Below are 18,404 nucleotides of genomic sequence, written 5' to 3' on the forward strand. Positions count from 1 at the left end.
CTGAGTACCCCGGCAGTTTCGGAAACAAACTCGCCGGACAGCGTGTCAGATTTGCGCAGCCGGGGCCGAGAGTGCTCCGAGGCAACTTTCGATCAGGTCGGCAACGATCACGTGAGCACGTTCGCGGCTGTCGACGCGGCCTTCCCACGTGGCAAAAGTGACGACGGTGAGCACGGTCAGAGTTCCCGCCCGAAGTTCGGCGATCTCTGCCGGTAACGAGGACGCAGCGACTATCCGCCGCTGAACTTCGCGGAAACTCTCGGCCTGCATGTGGTCACGGATAGTCGACGACATCGCCGGGTCGAAGATCGACTGCACCAGGAACCGTGCGTACAACGTGCCCTCGCGGTAGATGGTCTGTTCCGCCAACGGCAGGACGAGAGCCTCGATGAGGGCACGCATCATCGGTGGATTCGCGTCGAGATCGATCGCGTCGAGCAACTCACGACGACGCTCACCGGCAGGTCGCATTCTGGACTCGACGACGGCCGCCAGCAAACCTTCACGTGACCCGAAGTGATACTGCGCAGCCGATTTGTTGGCCTGCCCGGCTTCGGTCTGAACATCACGAAGAGTCAGAGCGGCCAGACCTCGCTCGGCAACCAGACGCTCGGCTGCATCGATCATCGCCGCTCGGGCATCGGTTCGGGGCACGGTATGAAGTTAGGGGTGCGTCGGGGTCGCGTCAACGACCCCGACGGTAAGCCTTTTGTGACGTATCTCCTGGTTAGATTGCGTCAGAGCGGGTAACGACCACAAACGGCCCCTGCTCGGTCACGGTGAAACGAGGATCGTCGAACAGTTCCTTGGGGAACGTGACCGTGTAGCGGCGGACGTTCGGGTCGTTGGGGTAGACGTCCTCTGCCAACCGCAGCGTGTACCCGTCGGCGCCCTGGCGGAAGACGAAGGCGTCGGGGCTGCGCCACGGCGCCGAGTCCAGCGCAGCTATCAGTTCGTCAGGCGTCTTCAGTTCCGACCACTGCTCGATCAGCGCAGCGCGCGCACGGAAATCGGCGAGCGGGTTCGCGTAGTGCGACGTCAGTCCTTGAAAGCCGAAGTACGGGTAGAAGCTCAGGAAGCCGATGTCGGCAGTGAGGACCACCGTGTCATGGGGTTCGCGTCCCAACTGCTCGCGAATGATCCGGTCGATGTCGGCGTAATTGGCTTCGGCACCCGGGGGTCGCTTGTCGCCGCGTTCGCCGTTGCCGTCGGTATCGCTGTATGCCACAGCGATATCCGGCGCCAGCACCTGCGGGATGTTCTGCGCGAAGGCGATGGCTCCGATGACACCGAGTGCAACCAGTACCGCTTTGACGCGAGGATTTTCGCTGGTGGCCAGCACGATCCAACCGGCGAACTCGAAGAAACCGAACACACCGGCGGCTGCAAGGAGTCCGATCAGGACCGGCTCCAGTCGGAAACCGAGGAGCGTACTGCCGGCGACGGTGAACGTCATGGACAGCAATGCCCACAGGTACACGGCAATGACACCGATACCGAGTGCTCGGGCGCGGCGGGAGAACAGGAACCGCGAAATCAGCCAGATCGTGCCGAGTAGGCACAGTCCACCGACGAGGGTGAAGCTCAGCATCGGGAAGGGCAGTACCGCACCGGAATCGGGGAGGTAGTGCATTGCGGTGCCGGACTCTGCGGTGGCACCGGAGAGTGCCTTCAGCAGGTACGGCGTCCAGACGGTCAGAGCCACCAGGCCGGAGATCACCGCGATCACGGCGAGCCTGACGAGGGGTCCCAGTGCGGCTTTCCACGTGTTCTGGGCGCGTGCGGCAAGTACTGCGGCAACCAAGGCCATCAGAGTCACTGCGAACGCGGCGAATCCGAGATAGAGCGTGTAGACCGTTGCGGCGAAACCGAGGAACAGGCCGGTTCCGAGTATTGCGCCGGCTCCGGCAAATCGAGATGCCCCCGGCCGGTCCAATGCGCCCCACGCGAGGATCAGCACCGGCGGGATCAGGAGGTTGATGACGGCGCCGTACGCCTCGGGGGAGTTGTACGCCAACACGACGGCAGTGACGGCCAATGCCGCGACGACGGCCCAATCGCGTCGAATCAGCTTGGTCCACAACACGAGTGCAACGACGGCGACGACAGCCAACGAGCCGATCGCATAAGGCTTGAAGGCTTCCCAGCCGTCCATTCCCAGCAGGTTCGCGACGCGTCCACCGATCCAGAACCAGCCGGCCGGGTAGAACGGCGGCAGATCCACGTACGTCATGTCCTGCAGCGCAGCAGAATCCGTCAGCCGGGTCAGGTACTCGGTCCGGAACTGCTGATCGACCGAGACGCCGTGCAGATACAGACTCGTCGCGGCCAGGGGAAGTCCGAGCGTCGTGGTGACGAAGCCGGAGAGCCCGGCCCACGAGAGGAGTTTTGCGACCCGCTCGGCCTTGCGGGCGCGGAACATCAGAACCGCAACACCGACCACTGCGATGCAGAGCACCTGCAGCACTGTCGTGACGGCCTGCGTGACGTTGGAAGAGGTGAACGCCGGCCACTGCACTCGGCCGAAAGCAAAGAGCCCGACAGCGGCTACAACAGCGGCGACCAGCGCTCCGAGGGCCATTTCCACCACCGTCGCCGCGGCATTACGCCACGGCGACGGGGTCGAAAGGTCTGTACTCGGAGCAGTTGTTGTTTCTGGCACGGGAGGAGCTTAAACCGGCAACTTCCGGAAGATCGGGCGCGGCACGTGGCGAAGACCCATCATGACGAAGCGCCACGGGCCGGGAGTCCAGACGATTTCCTTGCCCTTGTCCGAGGCGGCAACAGCGAGCTTCGCGACGATGTCCTTGTTGACCGTCAGCGGAGCTTCCTTGACGTGAGCACTGAACTGCGTGCGCACCATGCCGGGGCGAACGACGGTGACCTGCGGTCCGAATTCCGCGAGAGCCTCGCCGAGTCCGAGGTAGAAACCGTCGAGGCCCGCCTTGGTGGATCCGTAGACGAAGTTGGCACGCTTGACGCGCTCGCCCGCAACCGACGACATCGCGATGATCTTGCCGAAGCCCTGAGCCTTCATCTTCTCGCCGAGAAGAACACCGACCGAGACGGAAGCGGTGTAGTTGACGTTTGCCACCAGAACGGCCTTGCGCTGGTTCTGCCACAGCTCTTCGGAGTCACCGTCCAGTGCGAAGGCGACGATGGCGACGTCGACGTCACCGTTCGAGAACGCCTGGTCGATCACCTTCGGGTGCGATTCGAAATCAACGGCGTCGAAGTCGATGAGCTCCACCGAGGTGGCACCCTTCGCTTCGAGCTGCTTGACCGCAGCTTCGCGTCCCGGATCGCCAGGGAGTGCCGCCAGAACGACGCGGAGCGGCGCCTTCTTCAGGTATTCCTCACAGATGGCGAGGCCGATCTCGGAGGTTCCACCGAGAAGCAAAACGGTTTGCGGGTTACCTACAGCGTTGATCACAGTTCCAGCCTTCTGGACATATCGGAGGCGAAAACGCCTGTGGGGTCGTACTTGCGGCGCGTCGCGATCCACTCGTCGATGCGCGGGTACATGGCGTGGAAGGTTTCCGCGGACGTCCGCGAGTCCTTGGCCGTGTACAGGCGTCCGCCGAATTCGAGGACACGCTTGTCGAGTTCGGTGACGAACTCGTTCAGGCCCGGCTTGATGCGGAAGTCGACGCAGATGTTCCAGCCCGGGATCGGGAAGCTCAGCGGCGCCTGATTGCCTTCGCCGAAGAGCTTGAACACGTTGAGGAACGAGTAGTGCCCGCTGCGCTGGATGTCGACGATGATCTTCTTGAACTCGTCGACGGCCTCCGGCGGAACCACGAACTGGTACTGCAGGAATCCGTTGGATCCGTACGCGCGGTTCCACTCACCGAACATGTCGAGCGGGTGGTAGAACTGCGTCAGATTCTGGACCTTGCCGCGGTACTTGCCGGACTTGCGGAACCAGACCTCACCGATCGCGGTGAAGTTGAACTTGTTGGCCAGCCCGTTGGGGAAGACGTCGGGGAACGTCAGCAACTGCGGTGCGTCGAAGGCGAGCGGGTTCTTCTGCAGCTTGGCCGGAAGCTGGTCGAGCTTCGCCAGAGATCCGCGCGAGACTGCCGCCCGGCCGAGCTTCGGGGGCGCGGAAATCGCGTCGAACCAGGCGCTCGAATACTCGTAGTTGGCCTCGCTGCCGTCGCTGTGCAGCGCGATGGTCTCGTCGAGGCTGTTGGTGACGTCGCCGTCGGCGATGAAGTACGCCGTCTCGGTCGGTGTCATCTTGATGGTTGCCCGCAAGATGATGCCCGTCAGGCCCATGCCGCCGATCGTGGCCCAGAACAGTGCGGCCTTCGGGTCGTTGCGCCCGCCCTTGGGGGTGAGCGTGCGAACCTTGCCGTCGGCCGTCAGCAGATCCATCGACACGACGTGGTTGCCGAAGCTGCCCGCGCTGTGGTGGTTCTTGCCGTGGATATCCGAGCCGATGGCGCCGCCGATCGTGACCTGACGAGTACCCGGCAGGACCGGAACCCACAGGCCGAACGGCAGAGCAGCCTTCATCAGCTGATCCAGATTCACGCCGGCGTCGACGTCCACCAGAGCGGTGTCGCGATCGATGCGGTGAATGCGGCTGAGGGCATTCATGTCGATGACCAGGCCGCCGGCGTTCTGCGCTGGGTCACCGTACGAGCGGCCGAGGCCGCGCGCGATGACGCCGCGTCGCAGATGCGAGGGCTTGGAATCGTTCTGTTCCGCAACCTGGGCGACCGCGTTGGCGATCACTTCCACGTCGGGGGTGGACAGCACCTGTGCAGTGGTGGCGGCGGTGCGTCCCCAACCGGTGAGGGTGCGGGCTTGGGTGTGGAGAGCCGGCTGCGGCGTCTCTTCTGCTGTCGTGGACATCAAGGTAGAGGTTACCTGGGAGTAGTGCCGACGGCTCCGACTCGAGTGGTTACTCTCGTCGTCGTGCCCGAAACACCTGCAAGTCACCAGCACGAACCCCACGTCCCGCTGCCCGTCGAGATTCCTGTCACGACGGACATCGCCGACGACGCGATGGACTTGAAAACGCAGATCGTCCGGTTCGTCGCGACGGGTGGGCTGTCGGCGGTCGTGGACTACGGGCTGTACGCATTCCTGTTCAAGGTCGTCGGCCTCGATCTGAGCGTGGCCAAGTCGATCAGCTTTATCGCCGGCACTACGACGGCGTATCTGATCAACCGGCGGTGGACGTTCAAGGCCGAGCCTTCTCGCGCCCGCTTCATCGCTGTTGTCGTGCTGTACGCGGTCACTTTTGCGGTTCAGGTCGGGCTCAACGCGCTGATGGTGCATGTGCTCGCCGACGAGTGGTGGCGCATGCCGCTGGCCTTCGTCATCGCGCAGGGCACCGCGACGGTTATCAACTTCATCGTTCAGCGGGCAGTGATCTTCAAGATCAAGTAACGGTTCGGGGTGGATTAGCGCATTCGTCCGGTTTCTCGAGAGAGAATCGAGCCCATGATCATCGTTCTCGATTCTTCGGCCCTGACCAGGGGTGCACGGTTCGACACCGCCGTCGCCGACGCTCGCGCACTCGGACACCGCGTCGTCGTGCCCCGATTGGTCGTCCTCGAGGTTGCGAGCCGCTACCGCGAGGAATCGGCGGAGATGATCGCGGCCCTGAGCGTCCAGGCGCGCATGTACGACCGACTGGGGTTGCGGCGCGACCTTACGAGGTTCGTCGACGCGGCTCACGACAAGGCCGACGGCTACGTCGACGACGTGATCGAAGACCTCGTGGCGATCGGCGTCGAAGTGGTCGATCCAGTCGACGTTTCGCATCTCGAGGTGGCCGAGAGGGCGATCTCGCTGCGTCGGCCCTATACCGACAAGAAGAAGCGAGACGGATATCCGGCGACGCTGAACTGGCTGACCGTGCTCGATCTCGCCGACCGGAACCCGGGCGTCGACGTGATCTGGGTCAGTTCGGACGCACGGGCATACGGCGACGGCGAGGACGGGGTCTGGCATGGCGATCTCGCACGTGAACTGGCGTCGCGCGGCCTCGAGTATCGGGTCCGCTGGGCGTCGGACATCCCGGTGATCGACGGACCGGTGCAGGTGGAGCAGGTGGCGGAGGTCGAGGAAGCCGCTGAGGTCGCGCCCGAGGCCCCGGTTGCTCAGGGCTTCGTGGAGCCGGAAGCGGTGGTTCCAGCCGAGGTTCCCGAACCCGCGGCACCTGCAGCAGCCCCCGCCCCCAAGCCTGTTCAGCGCGCAGCGCGGACGAGAGTTGCGCCGCAGCGCATCGAACCCGCCCCGAAAGCTCAGTCCGGTGGACTGCGCGGTCTGGGTAAGGTCATCGGCGGGCGGAAACGAAAGGTCACGATCGTCGACGATCTCGACGAAGTCGACCTCTTCGGTGCCTGATCGCTTCTAATCTGGACAGATGTCTCTGTTGCCGACAGTCAGTCGAAGGACCGGAACTCGATACGGCAGGCCGAGTATCGAATCGCAGGTCCTCTACAACGCGTGCCGATGGATGCTTCGGCCCGTGGTCGGGATCGCGCCGCTGACGCCTGGCGCCATGCGCCGCGCCGCAGTGCTGGACTCGGCCGCGGGTGTACGCATTCCGTCCGGGATCGATCGGGAAGCGATTCGCTTTCCAGGTTTCGACGGTGAACTCGTGCGGACGGCAGGCTCGACGGCTGATCTGCGCGACGGTGTTGTTCTCTACCTGCACGGCGGCGGGTTCATGTGCTGCGGGCTCAACACGCATCGGCCGGTCGTTGCAAGCATCGCCAAGCGAACCGGCCTTCCGGTCCTGCACATCGCATATCGACAGTTGCCGAGCACGAGCATCAGCGGGTCCGTCGACGACTGTCTCGATGCATACCGGTGGCTCCTCGAACAGGGAGCCTTGCCGGAAAAGGTTGTCTTCGTTGGCGATTCGGCCGGAGGCTTTCTGGTCTTCGCGACGGCACTTGCAGCTGTTTCCGCGGGGCTCGAGGTTCCGGCCGGTCTTGTCGGGCTCTCACCTCTCCTCGATCTCGATTGCACAACCAAATCAGTCCACGCCAACGCTCGACGCGACGTGATCGCCCCGGTGTCGGCATTGATGGCGATCGGAAAGCTTGGCGGACAGACGAACTCACCCGTCGACGGCGATCTGGCCGCTCTGCCGCCGTCGTTGCTGATCGCCGTCGAATCCGAGGTGCTCAGAGTCGATTCGGAGGTGATGGCGCAACGGCTCGCCGCCGCGGGGGTGCCGTGCTCGCTGCAGATCTGGAACGGCCAGGTTCACGCGTTTCCCGCCGTCTGGCCTGGCTTGCCGGAGAGCCGGGCTGCGCTACGTGACGTTGCCAGGTTCATTCGCGCCAGGCTGGATGCGGTCCCGCCCCAGGTCGCGGGCGAAAGTTGTTCGGGAAGTTGAACTTCCGGTCCGGTTAGGGATTCTCGTGTCCTGACGTTGTGGTAGGTGCCATCGCGCGGGCATAGATCGATTCGAGCTCGGTTACTGCTGAACGTCGATCGACGTTGTCGGGATCGAGGCGATGTTGGAGGTTGATCCCGAGAGTGCCGGCCAGAAGGGTGACGGCAACCAACTCCGGATTGGTGACCGGGGTGTCGATCGAACGCAGGTAGTCCGCGTACAGCGTTCGCATTGCGACGTACTGCTCTGCGTAGGTCTCGCGGATGGTGGACCCGGGAATCACGGCTTCGATCAAGATGGTCGAGAAAATTCGTGCCTCGGGGTATGACATCAGTACGAAGTTGGCTTCGATCAATGCTTCGATTCCAGTCGCGGAGGATGATGCCAACTCTGCGCGTAGCTTTTCCATGCCCCAACGGAATGCGTCCTCGACGACGGCTCGTAGAAGCCCGTCCTTCGATCCGAAGTGCCAGGCCACGGACCCTCTGCTGATACCGGATCTTTCTGCCACGGCTTGTACGGACATCGCGGTCGACCCGCCTTCGGCAGCCAGTTCGGCCGCGGCTTTCACCAGTCGCCGTCTGGTTTCCTCGGAAATCTCCTGCTTGCGTGTCGACGCCATTCGGTGTTCCTGCCTTCTTTCGTTCTCGAGTGCAGCCAATTCCGGCACGCGGTGACGTCGATGCGCCCGTCGGGGCCGAGACCTGCGCACCGCACTCATGCTACGAGGCCGGCCATCGGCCGGCCGTATTCCTCTCGCGACACCCTCTTGCCTATGTTGATCGTCCAGTTCTATGCTGAGCGTCCAATAACTTAACGGAATGGGCGGACATGGAACTCATCGATCTGACTAGAACTCTCGATCCGGCCGATCGGGAATTGCTCCCCGAGGGTTTGAAGGCACTGGCTTCCGTCGTTGCCCCCTCGGTGACCTACTCGCACCCCGCAGGTGCCGGACGCGACGAGTTCGCGGCAGCACTGCAGTGCGGAGTTCATGATCTTCCGGACGGTGAGGGGTGGGGATCGGAGATGTTGAGTGAGTTCAACAGCCATCTGGGCACACACGTCGACGCGCCGTTGCACTACGGATCAACCTCGGAGGGTAAGCCTTCTCGCACGATCACAGACATCGCGTTGGATGAATTGTTCTGCGAGACAGTGGTGCTCGACCTGCGCGGCCGGTGCGAGGCGAATCAGCCGATCTCGGTGGACGCGCTGAAAGCTGCCCTGGCGGAAAACGGTGCGTCCGTTCCCCAGGGTGGTGCCGTGTTGCTCCGTACCGGACAAGAGAGCTTCACCTTGGCTGATCCAGGGTTCTTTCAGTATCCAGGGATGAGTCGCGAAGGCACGCTGTTTCTCGCCGAGCAAGGCGCGAAGGTGCTGGGCACCGACGCTGCCGGCTGGGACTTGAGCTTTGCAGTCATGGCGCAGAAATTTCGTGACACCGGGGACAACTCGGTTCTCTGGGACGGGCACCGGGCCGGACGCGAACGTGAAGTATTCATCGTTCAGCAACTGGCGAACCTCGCCGCGCTTCCGCCCTCGGGATTTCACGTGGCGTTTTTCCCGATCAAGCTTGCGCGAGCCAGCGCTGCCCCGGCTCGTGTGGTCGCGTTCGTCTGAGCAAAATTCCTGCCTCACCTAACGAACAATTCAGTGAAAGGTATTGACTCACAGTGAAACTTGCGACCGTCGAATACGAAAAGACTCAGCAGACGGCTCTGGTGACGGGCAGCGGCGAGCAACTGTTGTTACTCGAGCGAGCTCATCATGATGTGACGGGAAAACCGGCTCCAGAACTGGAAACCATGCAAACCATCATCGAAGGTGGTCCGGCGGCACGGGAGACCCTGGATCGGCTCGCAGACGAGACGCCGGCAAGTGCAATCGTCGACGCAGGTGATGTGCGCTGGATGTCGCCGCTTCCTCAGCCGGTCCAGATCCGAGACTTCGGCTGCTTCATGGATCACTTCCGCAACGCTCGCGCCCGAATTCAAGGGGTCGCACTCGAGGACGTCGAACTGCCGAAGATCCAGTTGGAGCGCCCGCTGTATTACATAGCGAACCGATTGGCGGTGACCGGACACAAATCTGACGTCGTGTGGCCCGAGTACTCGAGCCTGCGCGATTACGAACTCGAATTCGCCTGTGTGCTGGGGCGCGGTGGAACCGACATCTCACGCGCGGATGCCCCTGCGCATATCTTCGGTTACACCATCTTCAACGATTTCAGCGCCCGCGATACTCAGCTCGAGGAGATCTCCACCGGACTCGGTCTCAGTAAGAGCAAGGACTTTTCGAACGCGAATGTCCTCGGGCCCTGGATCGTGACGGCCGACGAAGTCGGTGACCCCTACCAACTCGAGATGACCGCGAGAATCAACGGAGACGAGGTGAGCCGAGGAACCAGCGCCGACATGGACCATCGTTTCGAGGACGTGATTTCGTTCGCTTCGACTTCCACGCGGCTGTACCCGGGTGAAGTCTTCTGTTCCGGCACCGTGCCGAGTGGATGCGGCTTGGAGCACGGGCGGTTCCTGGAACCGGGAGACGTAGTCGAACTCGAGGTCACCGGCCTCGGTGTATTGAGGAATCGAGTGGTGGCGTGAGCGGCGAAGTCATGGTTCTCGGTGTCGGCGCGACTCTCTTCGGGCGGCACGCGGATACCGCGGCCTCGGAATTGGCGGGGCGTGCGGCGATCGATGCCGTCGAAGACGCGGGCCTGACCCGCGGTGACGTCGGTGCGGTCTTCTACGCGACAGTCAGCCAGAAGGCGATCGACCGGCAGCACATGATCCCAGGCCAGATTGCCTTGAGGCCATACGGTTTCGGGGGAGTCCCGGTCGTCAATGTCGAAAATGCCTGCGCCGGCGGCGCGACTGCACTCTGGCTGGCGATCGCCCACGTTCGCGCCGGTCTGTCCGAGGTCGCGTTGGCGGTCGGGGTGGACAAGCTGGTGTGCTCGGATCCGGCTCGAAGTCTGGAGGTGTTCGACGGTGCACTCGACGTTGCGCATCGCGACGAGACGCTCGCGGGCCTTGCTTCGCTGTCCGCTCCGCTGCCGGATGCACTCGGATCGCAGGGTGAGCGGTCGGTGTTCATGGAGATCTACGCTTCTCTTGCCCGGGCGCACATGGAGAGATTCGGAACCACCGAGTTCGAGCTCGCGTCCGTAGCAGCCAAAAATCATGCGCATTCCGTGCACAATCCGCGGTCGCACTTTCGCAAACTCTTCAGCGTCGAAGAGGTGCTTGCCGCAAGGCGAGTCGCGTGGCCTCTGACAGTTCCGATGTGCTCGCCCGTCAGTGACGGTGCAGCGGCGGTCATTGTGACCAGTGCGGACTTTGCTCGAAGGCACGATTCCTCTCGGCGGGCGGCGCAGGTACTCGGTTGCAGCTTGGTGTCAGGCACGGATCGGACCGCAGATGACGTGGAGAGTCACATCGGTCGCCGTGCAGCAATGAGCGCATACGAGGAAGCCGGAGTCGGGCCAGGCGATGTGGATGTGGCAGAGGTCCACGACGCCACGGCCTTCGGTGAAGTGCAGCAGGTCGAGAATCTGGGGTTCTGCCCGATCGGTGAGGGCGGCGCGTGGTCGGCGTCCGGTGCGAGTTCGTTGGGAGGCGTGCGTCCGGTCAATCCGTCAGGTGGGCTCGAGTCCCGTGGTCATCCGGTCTCGGCAACGGGACTGGCGCAGGTCTTCGAACTTGTCACGCAGTTGCGTGGACAAGCAGGGCGGCGACAAGTTCCGGGTGCTCGAATCGCGGTCGCAGAGAACGGCGGAGGTCTCTACGGCATCGAGGAAGCCGTCGCCGCGGTCACGATCTTGGGAGGGCCACGATGAACGCGGACATCATGAACGATGAACCGATGGCGCCAGGCTTGCAGGTGCAAGCGGGATATGCGGATCTGATTCTGTCGGCGCTGCGACGCCGACCAGACCACATCGCGTTTCGATTCACGGATCGGAACGGTGATCGGGCCGAGCTGACATATTGGCAGACTGCGGAACAGATCGAGCGGATTGCAGGTGTCCTCAGTAGCTTCGCTCTGCCGGACGGAGCCGGGGTCGCCCTGCTTGCGGGGCCGTGTCCTGAAGCATTCACGGTCATGGCCGCGGCGTGTCTGGCGGGCGTGCGCTACACGGCACTCCATCCGCTCGCGACCGAAGAGAACGACAGGATGGTGCTGAAAGACAGTGGTACCGATCTCCTGTTGGTTGCCGACGGACAGTTCCAGGTACGCGCCGAAGCGGCACAGACTCGAGTGATGTCACTGTCAGCCCTCGAATCAGCGTGTGAATTGGGTACGGCGGGAATAGGTTCAGGCTTAGGCGGTCAGGGTCGAGCTTTGTATCTCTTCTACACCGGTGGAACCACCGGTGAGCCGAAAGGCGTCATGCTCAGGGACCGATCCTTGGTCGCCAATGCCTGGGCCTGCACCACGTGGGAGTGGCCGGCTGAAACCACCATGCTGCTCACTACGCCGATGTCTCATGCTGCCGGTCTGCTCGTCGCACCCGGTCTGCTGCGAGGTGCAAGCTTCGAGTTGCACAGGTCGTTCGACCCGGACAGAGTTGTCGACGCCATCGAAAATGGCGGAGTCACAGCTACATTCGTGGTTCCCACGATGCTCTATGCCTTACTCGACCATCCACGCCTGTCGGATGCGAATCTGTCTGGGCTGAACTGGATGCTTTACGGTGCTGCACCCATCGACCCCACCAGGCTCGAGCAGGCAGGGGCGGTGTTCGGGCCGATCCTGAGCCAGCATTACGGTCAGGCCGAAGCCCCGAATGCGTTGACGGTACTCGATACACGTGAGCACACGGACGATCCCGCAGTTTTGGGGAGTTGTGGGCGCGCGATGCCAGGTGTCGAAGTGGTGTTGCTTGACGAGCAGGGAAACGAGACGGCGACGGGCGTACCCGGCGAGCTTTGTGTGCGAGGTCCGCTCGTGATGGACGGCTATTGGAACAAACCTGAACAAACCGCTGCAGCGCTCGCGAATGGGTGGTTGCACACCGGCGACGTTGCTCGAATCGACGAAAGTGGGCTCATCTCGATCGTCGACCGCATCAAAGACACGATCATCAGTGGTGGATTCAACGTCTACCCGCGCGAAGTCGAGGACTCACTCGGACATCATCCCGCGGTGGCAGCATGTGCGGTATTCGGTGTCCCCGATTCTCAATGGGGAGAAGCTGTTACCGCCGCAGTCGTACTGAAGACGGGATGGTCGGTCACACCCGATCAACTCATCGCGCACGTGAGATCGCACAAGGGTCCGATCTGGGCGCCCAAGGAGATTTCGATTCTGGAAGCGCTGCCGCTCACTGCTTTGGGGAAGATCGACAAGAAGGCACTCCGTGGCGCGTCACCGACCTAGTGACGCGACAACTGCCCGTGCGAGGGCGTCGGCAGATCCAGGGGCGAATGGCAGAAAGAGTTCTGGCTCGATCAATTCCACTTCCATGAGCAGTGGTTGATCCACCGGGCCCACGACGTCCACACGTGCATAAAGCAATTCGCCGGGGCCGCATGGGGTCGCGGCCAGTGCTGCGTCGGCCACCGCGAGTTCGGCGGCGGACGGTTGGTGGAGGTGGTTGGTTCCGCCGTGAAATTCCTGCACGCGGAAGTCGTGGGCGGCCGGGATCTTCTGGACAGCGTGCGAGTAGCGTCCGCCGATGTGGATGATCGAGCGCTCACCGTCGACGACGTCCGAGACGAATGGCTGGACCAACGCGTCGTTGCCACTCTCGAGGATTGATCTGAGGTGAGCGTGGGCCTGCGCGGACCCGGCGGCAAACTTTCCCACTCCGACAGCGCCGGCGGAGACTGCCGGCTTGACGATGACGTCGGCACCCTCGAACGAAGGGAGGGTGAGTGTTTCGCTCTTTCCGGCAGCGATCACAGCGGTGGGGACGATAGGTACGCCGGCCGCGGCAAGTTCGGTGAGGTATCCCTTGTGTGCGTTCCACTTCACGATCGAGAGTGGATTGGCGATCGGAGCGGTCAGCTGATCGAGAACGGCAAGAAATTCGTCGAGGCGCTGGGTGTAGTCCCAGGTCGACCGGATCAGAACCAGGTCGGCGTCGATATCGAGGAGGGACGGGCTCGACCACGGCGCCATCGTCGACGCGATGCCGTAGGAGGTGAGAGCATCCATGACGAGTTTGCTTTCGACATCCGCCTCGCGGGCGGCGCCGTCACAGGTGAGCAGGAGAACCGTGGTCATGCCACGATGCTTTCACGGCTGGCGCCCTGTACGACTAGCGAGGTGGCCCCTCGTCGAGGACCAGCGAACCGGTCCCGGGTTGCCCGGTTGCGTCCACCCACGTCACCGCGACGGTGTCGCCGGGGCGGCGCGAGCTCATCGCCGCGTTGAGATCAGCGGACGACGCGATCCGGCTGCCACCGAACTCGGTGATGACCGCACCTTTGGTCAGCCCCACCCGCTCGGCCGGCGAATCGAAGCTCACGGCAACAACTTCGGCGCCGGCCGGCATGTCCGCGTGATCCTTCACCGCGACACCGAGTACGGGTGTCGGTCCCACACGCACGGTCTCGGAGGAGCGGCCACCGAGTACCTGCTCGACGATCGGTAGTGCGGTGTCGATCGGTATCGCGTAGGACTGAGGCGCCGGTGAGGTTTCGGTGCGGTCGGTGACGGCGTTGCCCGCGCTGCTGACGCCGATCAGCTCGCCAACGGCGTTGACCAGGGGGCCACCGGAATCGCCAGGCCGGATGTCCGCGTCGACCTCGATGAGGCCCTTCAACTGGTTTCGCGATCCGTCGGACACGTTGCGGGTGTTGACGGTGACACCGAGGTTGGTGATGACGCCGGGAGCAGGGACGGGTACTCCGCCGCCTTCCGCATTTCCGATTGCGGTGACGGAGTCCCCGCGAGCGGCTTCTGCTGATTTGCCGACCACAGCCACCGGGAGATCGTCAGCGCCCGCGAGTCGAAGGACGGCAAGATCGCTGACGCTGTCGTACCCGAGGATCTCGGCGTCGTAGATCAGCCCGTTGGACATGCTGACGGCAGTGACGTCCGAAGCTCCGCTGATGACGTGGTGATTCGTGAGCACCACTCCGTCAGGGGAGAGCACGATCCCGGTCCCAGCAGTGGTGGTGAATCCGGCCGGCGCCGTGATGGTGACGATGGTGGGGACCACCCGGGCCGAGAGCTCCTCCGGCGTGAGTGGAACAACCGGCGCGGGTGGGGTGGTCGTGATGACGGTGACCGGTGCGGACTCGATCGTTCCCGGAGTCAGGGGCGGTGCGACCAGCGCGATACCACCGAGGCCGGCTGCGAGAACGACGGCCGTCCACAGGCCGCGTCTGCTCGCACGTTTGGTCATCCAGCCGTCCGTCCCGCCGGTGTCATGCCATCGAGTCGTGAAAGGTGAAGATTACCGATTCGGCGAATCTTCGGCCACAAAACCGGGCAACATGCCGTCCGCGCGGAGCGTTGCCAGGGACGGCGCGGCAGCGTCCTTTGCGGAGAGCTCGTAGGTCAGAGGGTTGCCCTTACGGTCTGTTCTCGGCCATTCGATCGCGAGTTCCGGATCGAAGGGATCGAGGTCGCGGTCCAGGTGGGGCGAGTATTCGATGCTGCACAGGTACATCACTGTCGATCCGTCTTCGAGTGAAAGGATCGCGTGGCCGAGGCCTTCCTCCAGGAACACCGCTCGTCGATCGACGTCGTCGATCACCACTGCATCCCACTCGCCGAAGGTCGGTGATCCGACGCGCAGGTCTACGACAACGTCGAGGAAGGCACCTTTCACGCAGGTGATGTACTTCGCCTGTCCGGGCGGATTGTCGGTGAAGTGGATCCCGCGGAGGCTACCGGCTTCGGAGACCGAGCAGTTGGCCTGCGCGAGGTCGAGAGTGCGGCCCGTCGCGGCGGTGAAGGCGGAGCTTTTGAACCATTCGAGAAAGACACCGCGGTTGTCGCCGAACTGCTTCGGTGTAATTTCCCAAGCTCCGGCGATCTTCAGTGGACGGATTTCCACGTCACCATTCCTTGCCGTGCTCGAGCAGCTCGAGTAGGTAGTTGCCGTACCCGGATTTGCCCAATGCTTCTGCCTGAGTGCGTAATTGGTTGGAGCTGATGAATCCTTGACGCCACGCAACCTCTTCAGGGGAACCGATCTTGAGGCCTTGGCGGTGTTCGATGGTCCGCACGTAGTTCGCTGCCTCGAGCAGGGAATCGGGTGTGCCGGTGTCGAGCCACGCGGTTCCGCGGGGGAGGACATCGACAGAAAGTTTGCCAGCTTCGAGATAGTGCTGATTGATGTCGCTGATTTCGTATTCGCCACGCGCAGAGGGCTTCAGAGTGCGTGCGATGTCCACGACGTCGCTGTCGTAGAAATAGAGGCCGGGGACTGCGTAATTGGATTTCGGTGACGTCGGCTTTTCCTCGATGGACACGGCGCGACCCGAGTCGTCGAATTCGACGACGCCGTAGGCGGTCGGATTCGAGACCCAGTAAGCGAATACGGCTCCGCCGTCGATGTCGGAGAAACGCCTGAGTTGGGTTCCGAGGCCGGGGCCGTAGAAGATGTTGTCGCCGAGGACGAGCGCCACGGAGTCGGATCCGATGTGCTCTGCGCCGAGGGTGAATGCCGTTGCGAGGCCGTTCGGTTCGTGTTGCACTGCATAGGTGAGGTTGACGCCGAATTGTGAGCCGTCGCCGAGAACCCGGCGGAATTGTTCGGCGTCGTGTGGGGTCGTGATGATCAAGATGTCGCGAATGTCGGCGAGCATGAGAGTGGAGAGCGGGTAGTAGATCATCGGCTTGTCGTAGACAGGCAAGAGTTGCTTGCTCACTCCGAGGGTGATCGGGTGCAACCGCGACCCGGTGCCACCGGCCAGAATGATTCCGCGCATGCGTGCAGTGTCCTGCACTCCTGCCTGCCGACGCAAACGGACATGACACGCCCGGCCGCTAAAGTGGGGTTCGTCCGATGAGCCTGAGGAGATGACGTGCGACTACTGGTCACCGGGGGTGCCGGCTTCATCGGTGCCAATTTCGTTCATCAGACGGTGGCGACGCGTCCCGACGTGGAAGTCACGGTTCTCGACGCTCTGACCTACGCCGGAAATCGCCAGTCCCTGGCGTCCGTCGAGGACCGGATCACGTTTGTCCACGGCGACGTGGCCGACGAGTCGCTGGTCGACGATCTTGTCTCGCGCTCCGACGCAGTCGTGCACTTCGCGGCCGAAAGCCACAACGACAATTCCATCGCCGACCCCGAACCGTTTTTGCGCACCAACGTCATGGGAACCTTCTCGCTCCTGCAGGCTGTGCGTTCGCACGGGGTCCGTTATCACCACATTTCGACCGACGAGGTGTACGGCGACCTCGAACTGGATGATCCGGCGAAGTTCACGGAGACGACACCGTACAACCCGTCGAGCCCGTACTCCGCGTCCAAGGCGTCGAGTGATCTGTTCGTGCGCGCCTGGGTGCGCTCGTTCGGGATCGCGGCGACCATCTCGAACTGCTCCAACAATTACGGCCCGTACCAGCATGTGGAGAAGTTCATCCCACGCCAGATCACCAATCTGCTCGACGGAGTGCGTCCACGGTTGTACGGGGAAGGCCGCAACGTCCGCGACTGGATTCACGTCGAGGACCACAACCGCGCCGTCTGGGACATTCTGGACCGCGGAAAGTCCGGCGAGACTTATCTGATCGGCGCCGACGGTGAAACCGACAACCGGAGGGTGATTGCGGCTCTGCTCGAAATTTTCGGACGCAAGCCGGACGATTTCGACTTCGTCACCGACCGCCCTGGTCACGATCTGCGGTATGCGATCGATTCGACGCGACTACAGCAGGAACTTGGGTGGAAGCCGCAGTACCGCGATTTTCGAAGCGGACTGGAAGCCACCGTCGAGTGGTATCGCGACAACGAGCAGTGGTGGCGTCCGCAGAAGGCCGGCGTCGAGACGCAGTATTCAGCGGCCGAGAAAGTGATCTGACCGAACGTCAGGCTTTGGTGGGGTCCGGCACCCGCGAGCGCTCGTGCACGAGTGCATTGCGCAGGCCTCGTGATCCCGACAGTGCAGCCACGACGCCGGCAAAGACCTCACAGAGGGTGAACAGCAGCCTCGACGCCAGTGCGAGGCCGAGCGCGACGCCGGCATCCATGAACGGTGAAAGCGCTGCGACGATGACGGCTTCGCGGACACCGATTCCGGACGGGACGACGAACACGAGGACGCCCGCGCACATACCGAGGGCGAGAGCGCCGATGCACTGGACGAGCCCACGGATTTCGAAGCCCGCCGAACTGGACGCGAGCAACCACAACTGGATGCCGTAGAGCACCCAGCTTGCTGCGCACCAGCCCAATGCGAGCGCAATCTTGTGCATCGTGAGCGGCTTGTGCAGCGGCGTGCGGCGGAGCAGTTTCAGCGCAAGGTTCACCAGGCGTGTGAGCACCGGCGGGTAGGCGCAGACCAATGCGATCGGTACGAGGATGATCACGCCGACCGCTGCCGCCGTGCTGACCTCGAACAGGGCAGGTAGACCGAAGAGGCCGACGACCAGCGCCGAAGTTGTGCTCAACCCCACCGTGACCAGCACTGCGACAAAGCCTGCGGCACGGGACACACCGGCGCGCCTCACGAGTTCCGTTTGCAGAACGAAGGCCCAGACACTGCCGGGAAGGTACTTGCCGAGTTGGCCGACCAGATAAGCGCGAGCGGCGTCGAAGGCCGGAATCGGTTGTTCGAGGGCGCCGAGTGCGTGCTGCCAGGCCCGCACTGCGGCACCCATACCGAGGAAGATGAACACCGACGAGGCGGCAAGCGTCCACCAGTTCAGCTCGGTGATCGTGTTCTTGACCTCGGACCATTGGGACTTCACCGCGAAGATGATCGCGACGACGATCGCGAGGGTGACGAGGACCTTGAATGCGTTGACGAGAAGGCTGCGTAGAGCGTTCGGCTCTGCGGCCGGTTCGACGTCTTCGACCGGTTGTTCAGATTCGGGAGAGGTACTCACGCGCCTGCATCCC

The 18,404-nt window shown here is 63.0% G+C and carries 18 protein-coding genes; 8 read left to right on the forward strand and 10 right to left on the reverse strand.

Annotated features, from left to right (window positions below; all coding sequences use genetic code 11):
* Window positions 1–45: 45 nt before the first annotated feature.
* From ATN37_RS15490 to ATN37_RS15505, 4 genes are all read right to left on the reverse strand, one after another.
* Window positions 46–654, reverse strand: a complete 609-nt coding sequence (locus tag ATN37_RS15490) for a TetR/AcrR family transcriptional regulator (protein ID WP_099696815.1) — start codon at window positions 652–654, stop codon at window positions 46–48.
* Between the two features lie 73 nt (window positions 655–727).
* On the reverse strand, window positions 728–2,581 hold the full coding sequence (locus ATN37_RS15495) for a galactan 5-O-arabinofuranosyltransferase (RefSeq protein WP_256933335.1): 1,854 nt from the start codon (window positions 2,579–2,581) through the stop codon (window positions 728–730).
* 90 nt (window positions 2,582–2,671) lie between these two features.
* A complete protein-coding gene (locus tag ATN37_RS15500) occupies window positions 2,672–3,433 on the reverse strand; it encodes a decaprenylphospho-beta-D-erythro-pentofuranosid-2-ulose 2-reductase (protein WP_007731800.1) in 762 nt (253 codons plus the stop codon).
* On the reverse strand, window positions 3,430–4,863 hold the full coding sequence (locus ATN37_RS15505; RefSeq protein ID WP_217018238.1) for an FAD-binding oxidoreductase: 1,434 nt from the start codon (window positions 4,861–4,863) through the stop codon (window positions 3,430–3,432). The genes ATN37_RS15500 and ATN37_RS15505 overlap by 4 nt, the downstream gene beginning before the upstream one ends.
* Before the next feature lie 63 nt (window positions 4,864–4,926).
* Here ATN37_RS15505 and ATN37_RS15510 point away from each other — a divergent pair, with 63 nt between their 5' ends.
* Genes ATN37_RS15510 through ATN37_RS15520 form a run of 3 tightly spaced genes read left to right on the forward strand, consistent with a single transcriptional unit; the run spans window position 4,927 to window position 7,369 of the window.
* Complete coding sequence (locus tag ATN37_RS15510; protein WP_078377459.1) at window positions 4,927–5,403, forward strand: GtrA family protein; 477 nt, start codon at window positions 4,927–4,929, stop codon at window positions 5,401–5,403.
* 54 nt (window positions 5,404–5,457) lie between these two features.
* Window positions 5,458–6,366, forward strand: coding sequence for a PIN domain-containing protein (locus ATN37_RS15515; protein ID WP_054188654.1), 909 nt, complete (start codon window positions 5,458–5,460; stop codon window positions 6,364–6,366).
* Between the two features lie 19 nt (window positions 6,367–6,385).
* Window positions 6,386–7,369 (forward strand): alpha/beta hydrolase, encoded by a 984-nt coding sequence (locus tag ATN37_RS15520; RefSeq protein ID WP_218695362.1) that lies wholly within the window; start codon window positions 6,386–6,388, stop codon window positions 7,367–7,369.
* Window positions 7,370–7,382: 13 nt separating this feature from the next.
* Here the strand turns inward: ATN37_RS15520 and ATN37_RS15525 are convergent, their stop codons facing one another.
* Window positions 7,383–7,991 carry a TetR/AcrR family transcriptional regulator gene (locus ATN37_RS15525; RefSeq protein WP_158170230.1) on the reverse strand — a complete coding sequence of 203 codons (609 nt, stop codon included), beginning with the start codon at window positions 7,989–7,991 and terminating at the stop codon, window positions 7,383–7,385.
* 209 nt (window positions 7,992–8,200) lie between these two features.
* On the opposite strand from ATN37_RS15525, the gene ATN37_RS15530 reads away from it, so the two are divergent.
* Genes ATN37_RS15530 through ATN37_RS15545 form a run of 4 tightly spaced genes read left to right on the forward strand, consistent with a single transcriptional unit; the run spans window position 8,201 to window position 12,757 of the window.
* Window positions 8,201–8,992: a cyclase family protein gene (locus tag ATN37_RS15530; RefSeq protein ID WP_051649531.1), complete on the forward strand. Its 792-nt coding sequence runs from the start codon at window positions 8,201–8,203 to the stop codon at window positions 8,990–8,992.
* A gap of 53 nt (window positions 8,993–9,045) precedes the next feature.
* Window positions 9,046–9,978, forward strand: a complete 933-nt coding sequence (locus ATN37_RS15535) for a fumarylacetoacetate hydrolase family protein (RefSeq protein ID WP_218695363.1) — start codon at window positions 9,046–9,048, stop codon at window positions 9,976–9,978.
* The gene (locus ATN37_RS15540; RefSeq protein ID WP_030535807.1) at window positions 9,975–11,213 is read left to right on the forward strand and encodes a thiolase family protein; all 1,239 of its coding nucleotides are present in this window, start codon (window positions 9,975–9,977) and stop codon (window positions 11,211–11,213) included. Before ATN37_RS15535 ends, ATN37_RS15540 begins: the two co-directional genes overlap by 4 nt.
* Window positions 11,210–12,757 carry an AMP-binding protein gene (locus tag ATN37_RS15545; protein ID WP_058038043.1) on the forward strand — a complete coding sequence of 516 codons (1,548 nt, stop codon included), beginning with the start codon at window positions 11,210–11,212 and terminating at the stop codon, window positions 12,755–12,757. Before ATN37_RS15540 ends, ATN37_RS15545 begins: the two co-directional genes overlap by 4 nt.
* Here the strand turns inward: ATN37_RS15545 and ATN37_RS15550 are convergent.
* Genes ATN37_RS15550 through rfbA form a run of 4 tightly spaced genes read right to left on the reverse strand, consistent with a single transcriptional unit; the run spans window position 12,746 to window position 16,266 of the window.
* Window positions 12,746–13,606 (reverse strand): RimK family alpha-L-glutamate ligase, encoded by an 861-nt coding sequence (locus ATN37_RS15550; protein ID WP_218695364.1) that lies wholly within the window; start codon window positions 13,604–13,606, stop codon window positions 12,746–12,748. The genes ATN37_RS15545 and ATN37_RS15550 overlap by 12 nt on opposite strands.
* A 34-nt stretch (window positions 13,607–13,640) precedes the next feature.
* Window positions 13,641–14,732 (reverse strand): S1C family serine protease, encoded by a 1,092-nt coding sequence (locus ATN37_RS15555; RefSeq protein ID WP_218695365.1) that lies wholly within the window; start codon window positions 14,730–14,732, stop codon window positions 13,641–13,643.
* Between the two features lie 51 nt (window positions 14,733–14,783).
* A complete protein-coding gene (locus ATN37_RS15560) occupies window positions 14,784–15,389 on the reverse strand; it encodes a dTDP-4-dehydrorhamnose 3,5-epimerase family protein (RefSeq protein WP_042921219.1) in 606 nt (201 codons plus the stop codon).
* A 1-nt stretch (window position 15,390) separates the two neighbouring features.
* On the reverse strand, window positions 15,391–16,266 hold the full coding sequence (rfbA, locus tag ATN37_RS15565; RefSeq protein WP_042447804.1) for a glucose-1-phosphate thymidylyltransferase RfbA: 876 nt from the start codon (window positions 16,264–16,266) through the stop codon (window positions 15,391–15,393).
* Window positions 16,267–16,362: 96 nt separating this feature from the next.
* On the opposite strand from rfbA, the gene rfbB reads away from it, so the two are divergent.
* Window positions 16,363–17,364 carry a dTDP-glucose 4,6-dehydratase gene (rfbB, locus tag ATN37_RS15570; RefSeq protein ID WP_063315250.1) on the forward strand — a complete coding sequence of 334 codons (1,002 nt, stop codon included), beginning with the start codon at window positions 16,363–16,365 and terminating at the stop codon, window positions 17,362–17,364.
* Window positions 17,365–17,371: 7 nt separating this feature from the next.
* On the opposite strand, the gene ATN37_RS15575 is transcribed toward rfbB, so the two are convergent.
* Window positions 17,372–18,391, reverse strand: coding sequence for a lysylphosphatidylglycerol synthase transmembrane domain-containing protein (locus ATN37_RS15575; protein ID WP_151097593.1), 1,020 nt, complete (start codon window positions 18,389–18,391; stop codon window positions 17,372–17,374).
* Window positions 18,392–18,404 lie beyond the last annotated feature (13 nt).

The sequence above is a fragment of the Rhodococcus sp. MH15 genome, assembly GCF_019266045.1.
Taxonomy (GTDB): Bacteria; Actinomycetota; Actinomycetes; order Mycobacteriales; family Mycobacteriaceae; genus Rhodococcus_F; species Rhodococcus_F qingshengii.